Raw genomic sequence first — 7,142 nt, 5'->3', positions numbered from 1 at the left:
CGCCAAGGGCGACCCCGGACAGCGGCCCGCGAAGGTGAGCGCCACCGAGTACAAGGCGCTCGTCGGCAAGGCCAAGGCACAGCAGGACGAGACCGCGTCCAAGCTGAACCTCGGCGCGAAGGTCGAGCTGAAGGCGAAGAGCGTCCTGAAGAACCAGGACGGCACCACGCACACCCGCTACACGCAGACCTACGACGGGCTGCCCGTCATCGGCGGCGACATCGTCGTCCACCGCGCCCCGTCCGGCTCCATCACGCGCGTCACCCAGTCGGCCGCCCGGCCGATGAAGGTGAACACCGCGCCGGCGACGCTCGCGTCGACCAGGCCGGCCACGCCGAAGGCGGCGGGCAGCGTCGCGCCGCGCAGGGTCGTCTGGATGGACGCGGCCGGCAACACCGTCCTGGCCTGGGAGACCGTCGTCGGCGGGACGCAGAAGGACGGCACCCCCAACCGGCTGCACGTCCTCACCGACGCCGCCACGGGCAAGAAGATCATCGAATGGCAGGGCGTCCAGAAGGGCACCGGCCGCAGCATGTACGCCGGCACCGTCGAACTTGGCACGTCCCAGTCGGGCGGGTCCTACGTCCTGCGGGACGCCGGGCGCGGCAACCACGAGACGACCGACCTGCGCGGCGGCTCCTCGGGCAAGGGCACCGTGTTCACCGACACCGACGACCAGTGGGGCAACGGGGCGGCGAGCGACCGCCAGACCGCCGGGGTGGACGCCGCCTACGGCGCGGGCCAGACCTGGGACTACTTCAAGACGGTCTTCGGCCGGTCGGGCATCCGCGGCGACGGCGTCGGCGCGTACTCCCGGGTCCACTACGGCCAGTCCTACGTCAACGCCTTCTGGGAAGACGGCTGCTTCTGCATGACCTACGGCGACGGCGAGGGCAATGCCAGCCCGCTGACCTCGCTGGACGTGGCCGGGCACGAGATGACCCACGGCGTCACGTCCAACACGGCCGGGCTGATCTACCAGGGCGAGTCCGGCGGCCTGAACGAGGCCACGTCCGACATCCTGGCCACCGCCATGGAGTTCTGGTCGAACAACCCCGCCGACGTCGGCGACTACCTCATCGGCGAGAAGATCGACCTCTTCGGCAACGGGACGCCGCTGCGCTACATGGCGCGCCCGAGCCAGGACGGCAGCTCGCTCGACAACTGGAAGCCCGGCGCCGGGAACGTGGACGTCCACTACTCCTCGGGCATCGCGAACCACTTCTTCTACCTGCTGTCCGAGGGCAGCGGCCAGAAGGTCATCAACGGCGTCACCTACAACTCGCCGACCTACGACAACAAGCCGGTCACGGGCATCGGCCGGGACAAGGCCGCGGCGATCTGGTACAAGGCGCTCACCGAGGAGATGCGCCCGACGACCGACTTCGCCGACGCCCGCCGCGCGACCCTCGCGGCCGCCGCCGGACTGTACGGTGCGAACAGCGCCGAGTGGACCGCGACCGCCAACGCGTGGGCCGGGGTCAACGTCGGCACCCGCGCGCCGGACCCCAACGACCCGCCGGACCCCAACGACCCGCCCGGTGACACCACCTGGGCCGACGGCAAGACCTACAACGCCGGTGACGTGGTGACCTACGAGGGCGTGCAGTACCGCTGCCTCCAGTCGCACACGTCCATGCCCGGCTGGACGCCGCCCAACGTCCCCGCCCTGTGGGAGGCGGTCTGACAGTAGCGATGTAGGGGATTCCCTTTTCCGGGGGCCGCGGTGCTCGTGCTGCTCGCGCGAGCACCGCGGCTTTCTCTTACGCCGCTGCGTCGGCGATTGCGTTCATGCGGCGGACGTGGAAGTCGCTGCCGGTGAGCTCCTGCCATCTGAGGGCGAAGAGGTTCAACTCGGTGCGGTAGTCGGCGGCGAGCCTGGCATAGGTCCAGCCTGGTTCGGCCGGGCAGCATTCGTGCTCCGGCCACGTCCAGGTCTCGTCCAGGCCGCGGGCCGCGATCAGGCGGCAGGCCAGGACGGTCGAGGCGCACAGACGGAGCCGGTCGAAGGTGAACTCGGTGTCGTCGTAGTAGACGTGGAGCAGGTCCAGGGTGCCGCGGATGATCTCCTTGGCGCGGGCGAGATCGCCGGTCCGGGCACAGAACTCCAGGTGGGCCGCGACCTCCCGCGGCCCGTCCATCGTCGCGAAGGTGCGCTCGTGGATCTCGCGCGCCTTGGCGTCCTCGCCCGCGCACAGGTACGGGACGATGAGGCGCTCCTCCCCGTCCTGGCCGGACAGCGCGGGGCCCGTCGTCGCGAGCACCTCGCCGTCCAGGCCGAGATCGAGCCACCATTCCGTCCGGCGCAGGACGTTCGGCCCGGTGGCGTACTCGTCGCAGGACGGGAGCGACTCGAACGCCGCCCAGGCCGCGCGGGCAGCGTCGACGTCGCCGCACCGGACCTCCAGCTCGACCGCGTACCAGCGCAGATGATGCAGATCGCGGCCGCCCGGGCGGCAGTGACGCCCGAGCATGCCGATCAGGTCGCGGATCTGCGCGGCGTGGACGGTCGCGCGGGTCAGCACGCGGTCCAGGACGACGGGCGCCGCCGTCCACACGCGGTCGAGGCGTTCGGCGCCGAGCAGGGCCGGGTCCGCGTCGTGCAGGCGGACGAGGGCCGTGAACGTGGCGAACAGGTCGGGCCGCATCGCCGTGGGCCCGTACGCCAGCAGCTCGTCCAGGTAGGCGAAGCGGATGTCGATGAGCGCGTCCTGCTCGCCCGTCGCGAACGCGTTCTGCATGAGCCGCTGCAGATGGACGACCCGCTTCCACCTGCGGTCCAGCTCGGGCGTCCGGGCGAGTTCGTTTCGGAGCTCGTCCGTCGTGGCCGCCGCCAGGTGCGGGGAGAGCCGCGGCCTCAGCCGGTGGGCGGGCTCGCTCACCGGGCCGGGGAGGTCGAGGTGCTCGACGATCGGCCCGGCGTGCAGCCGTCGCATGATCGCCTCGCTGCAGAAGGACGTCCCGTCCATCTCATCGAGCTTCCTCGCGAACTCCAGCGCCCACCAGCGGCGCTCCCCGGCGAGCTCGGCGTAGGACCGGACGGGCGCGGCCTCGCAGTCGCAGCCCTCCTCCTCGCACGACCACACCCACTCCCTGTCGAGCCCGCGCTCGGTGACCCGGCGGCACAGCAGCGCCACCGCCGCCGCCGTCCACATCGACTCGACCGTCGTGACCGTGCCGCTCAGCCGGCCGAGGTTGCGGTGCAGGACGTCCAGCCCGCGCTCCTCGTTGCCGGTCCGGGCGCAGAACTCCAGGTGGGACGCGAGGCTCTCCAGCTTCAGGCCCGCCGTGGCGTAGGTGCTCTGGTGCGCCGCGACCGCCTCGCCGGTACGGCCGGTGCGCAGGTAGGGCAGCAGCAGGTAGTCCCCGTACTCGCGATCCTCGCGCTGCGGGATCTGGCCGGTCAGGACGGGCGTGAGGGCCTCGATGGCCAGGTCGTCGCGGCCGAGCCGCTCCCACACGGCGGCCGCGCCCACGGCGGTGCCGTCCGGGACGAGGTGCCTGGTCGGCTGCGGCTGGAGGCGGAGCTCCCGCCACAGCCGCTCGACCTCGCCGGCGTTCCCCTTGCGCGCCTCGATCTTCATCCGGAAGGTGTCGAGGAGGAAGAACACCTCCCGCCGGGACGGAGGGCACCGGCGTTCCAGCTCGTCGATCAGGCGGTGGACGCGGTCGGCCGGCTCCGGATAGAGGCGGATGAAGATGTCGAGGATGTTGGCGAACTGGTTCCACATCAGGACGACATGCTCGTCGCAGATGCGGTCCGGCTCCGCCCGCCACATCAGGAGGCACTGGCGGAGCAGCGCGACCCATTCGGTGAAGATCTCCCGCGAGCTCTTCTTCCACTTCTTGCCGCGCAGCGACCACGCGTACGCGAGCCGGACCTCGAAGAGCAGTTCGTGGTCGCCGAGTGCCTCGGCCTCACCGAGGAGTTCCTGCATCGCCCGCCAGTAGGACTCCGCGCCCGCCCCGCCGTTGTCGTCGGGGTGCTGCTTGTAGGCGGTGTCGAGCCTGGCGCGCAGTTCGCGCCTGCCGGATCCGCCGGTCATCAGATCCCCGGCTCCTGGTGGATCGCGTGCTCCACCAGCCCGAGGAAGGCGCGGTTCACGCTCGCCACGTCGCCGGGCCGGACGGCGCGCTGCCCCGCCAGCAGCGCGTACCCGTACAGCGCCTCCACCGAGAGCCGGACGAGCCGCGCGTTGGCGGTGCTGGTCAGGCGGGCGATCAGCGGGTTGCGATGGTTGAAGACGAGCAGCGGCTTGGGCCGCTCGTTCCCCCCGGCCTCTTGTTCGCCGCCGCCGTCAGCGTCCGCGTCGCCGTCGGCGAACTCCGCCCAGACGTCCCCCGCCTCCTCCAGCACGGCCCGCAGGTCGGCGGCGCGCCGCGCCTCCCGCCCCTCCAGGTAGAGGACGGGCAGCTCCGCGGGCGAGAACGTCCGCAGCACCGGTTCGCAGCCGTGCGCCGCGACGGCGTCCCGGGCGATGCCGACGAACTCGCGCGCCGCGAACTCGGCGGCCGGGTCGAGCGGGTCGAACCGGGTCGCGAGCTCCGCCTGGTCGAGCCGCCGCACATCGAGGTCGGGGTCGAGCACGCGCAGCCGCTGCAGGATCTCCGCGTGGTAGGTGTAGCCGCCGTTGACCAGCGCGAGGCCCTGCGCGGCAGCGATCCCCGCGAACTGCGCGAACTCGTCGGACCCGGTCGTGACGTGAATGGTCCGGTGCCGGTGGCGGAACTCGTTGAGCGTGACCCGGCCCTCGCTGGTCTCGAACTCGATCCACTCGTCCACGATCCGGAGCATCTCGGCGTCGTGCAGCGCGAGCGCCATCACGCCCCGGTAGTGGACGGCGAGGAACGCCCGGAGCCGCTCGGGCTCGGTCGTGGCGAGCCGCACCAGCCAGGCGCGGAGCTGCTCGCCGAGCGCGGTCCTGGTGTCGGCGAGGAGGTCGTCGTCGTAGAGCTGCTCGCGGCTCGCGGTGGGCCGCAGCTCGTCCGCGTTGATCACGCAGCGGACGAAGAACGCCCAGGCGGGCAGCAGCTTCTCCACCCGCTCGCCCATGAGCATCCGCTTGAGGTAGACCTTGTGCGCCTCCGGCTCGCCGGGATGCGACTCGTGCGGCAGCACGAACGCGACGCCGTCCAGGCCCGCCTCGGGGACCGCGAGGTCGATCACGTCGAACGGCCGCCTCCCGAGCAGCGCGGTGCCGTGCCGCAGCAGCGCGTTCCGCCGCTCGTCCGGGTCGGCGTGGCGGACCCGCCACGGCACGTCCACGGCCGTGACCCGCTCCCCGCCGACCCGCACCTCGTACGGAAGCAGCGAGCCGTAGTGCCGCGCCAGCTCCGTGACGGTGGACGTCCCGAGCCAGTGCTCGAAGTCCCGGCGGGCGCGCAGCGTGACGGTCGTGCCCTGCTCTTCGCGGGCGGGGCCGTCCGACACCGTGTAGTGGCCGTCGGAGTGGCCGTGCCAGTGGACGGTCGCCGTGTCCCCCGGCCCGCGCGTCACCACCTCGATCTCGTCCGCGACGAGGAAGCAGGACAGCAGTCCGATCCCGAACTGCCCGAGGAAGTCGTGCCGGGCGAGCCCGAGCGCGTCGCGCTTCGACGAGCCGCCGATCGTCGCGAGCAGCTCGTGCACCTGGGGTTCGGTCAGCCCGATGCCGGAGTCGTGGATCCGCAGGGTGCCGTCCCCGGTCACCTCGCGCGGCTCGATCGAGATACGTCCGGGCGGCGGCCCAGGGGCCGACGCGTCCGCCTGGATCCGGGCCGTGGTCGCGTCGACGGCGTTCTGCAGCAGCTCGCGCACGTACACGCGCGGGCTGCTGTAGAGGTGACGGCTGAGGAGGTCGACGATCCCCCGCAGGTCGACGTTGAAGCTGTGGCGCATCCGAGCCACCGTAACCGACCCCTGATCAACCGGGCGGACGACCACGAAACGATCATCACCGCGAAACCGGCTATTCTCGGACTCATGATCGGCGACGAGCGTGAGATCGCACCGAGGGGAATCGACGTCACCACGCCGCACATTGCCCGCATCTACGACTACTGGCTCGGCGGAAAGGACAACTATGCCGCCGACCGGGCGGCCGCCGAGCAGGTGATGGCGGCCACACCGACGATCAAGCCGGGCGTCACCGCGAACCGCGCGTTCCTCAGCCGGGTTGTCCGCTTCATGGCGGGGGAGGGCGTCACCCAGTTCCTCGACATCGGCACCGGCATCCCCACGGCCGACAACACCCACCTGGTCGCGCAGGCGGTCAATCCCGCGAGCCGGGTCGTGTACGTCGACAACGACCCGATCGTTCTCAACCACGCCCGCGCCCTGCTGTCCGGCGTCACCGCGCCGACCGCGTTCATCGACTCCGACCTCCGCGACACCGGCCGCATCCTGGACGAAGCCGCCCGCCTGCTCGACTTCGACCGTCCGGTGGCCCTGCTGCTGATCGCGATCCTGCACTGCGTCCCGGACGGCGACGACCCGCGCGGCATCATCCACACCCTCATGGACTCCCTCGCTCCCGGCAGCTTCCTGGCCATCACCCATCCGGGAATCGACCAGCTCCCCGAACAGATGGCGGCCGCCGAAAAGGCGCTCACCAAGGCAATGGGTTTCCGGGTCACCTTCCGCACGCACGAGGGCGTAAGCCGTTTCTTCGACGGCCTGGATCTGCTGACTCCGGGCGTTGTCCCCGTCCAGGATTGGCGCCCGGACCCGGACGCCCAGCCCTCGGCCACCACGGGCATGTGGGGCGGCGTGGCCCGAAAGCCTTAGCCGGGCGCGCTGGCAGGCTAGCGGAAGTCGTTCTCCTTCAGCTCGACCACCCATGCGCGCCGTTCGGCGATCTTCCCGTCCCGCATGATGAACACCTCGGCCATGGACATGCGCATCTCACCGCCCGCGGCCCGCCGCGCCGTGCCCGTCAGCTCCGCCATGACGACGTCGCCCTGCTCGACCATGCGCACGACCTCCAGCTCGGGAGGGTCGATGAACTCGGGCGCGCCGTCGATGGCCTGGTCGTAGGCGTCCTTGCCGGTCAGGCGGAAGGCGCCGAAGACCGTCCACACGATGTCGCCGGTCAGGCAGGACAGGATCTGCTCGTGCGAACGCCACCTCGGCGTCCCTCGCCCTCCGACCCCCGGCCCCACCG

The 7,142-nt window shown here is 71.4% G+C and carries 5 protein-coding genes; 2 read left to right on the top strand and 3 right to left on the bottom strand.

Going from position 1 to position 7,142, the window contains the following annotated elements; all coding sequences use genetic code 11:
* Positions 1-1,687 (top strand): M4 family metallopeptidase (locus tag ETD83_RS37460; protein ID WP_138649943.1); only part of this gene is annotated, 1,687 nt, incomplete at its 5' end.
* Positions 1,688-1,763: 76 nt separating this feature from the next.
* On the opposite strand, the gene ETD83_RS37455 is transcribed toward ETD83_RS37460, so the two are convergent.
* Positions 1,764-4,046 carry a hypothetical protein gene (locus ETD83_RS37455; RefSeq protein ID WP_138649942.1) on the bottom strand — a complete coding sequence of 761 codons (2,283 nt, stop codon included), beginning with the start codon at positions 4,044-4,046 and terminating at the stop codon, positions 1,764-1,766.
* Positions 4,046-5,878 (bottom strand): HSP90 family protein, encoded by a 1,833-nt coding sequence (locus ETD83_RS37450; protein WP_138649941.1) that lies wholly within the window; start codon positions 5,876-5,878, stop codon positions 4,046-4,048. Before ETD83_RS37450 ends, ETD83_RS37455 begins: the two co-directional genes overlap by 1 nt.
* An 84-nt stretch (positions 5,879-5,962) precedes the next feature.
* Here ETD83_RS37450 and ETD83_RS37445 point away from each other — a divergent pair, with 84 nt between their 5' ends.
* Entirely contained in the window at positions 5,963-6,766 is an 804-nt protein-coding gene (locus ETD83_RS37445) for an SAM-dependent methyltransferase (protein WP_138649940.1), read from the top strand.
* Positions 6,767-6,783: 17 nt separating this feature from the next.
* Here ETD83_RS37445 and ETD83_RS37440 read toward each other — a convergent pair.
* On the bottom strand, positions 6,784-7,142 hold a 359-nt coding region (locus tag ETD83_RS37440), incomplete at its 5' end, for a nuclear transport factor 2 family protein (RefSeq protein ID WP_138649939.1).

This window comes from Actinomadura soli (assembly GCF_005889715.1).
In the GTDB taxonomy this organism is placed as follows: Bacteria; Actinomycetota; Actinomycetes; order Streptosporangiales; family Streptosporangiaceae; genus Spirillospora; species Spirillospora soli.
This window is presented reverse-complemented; position numbering and strand designations above follow the sequence as displayed.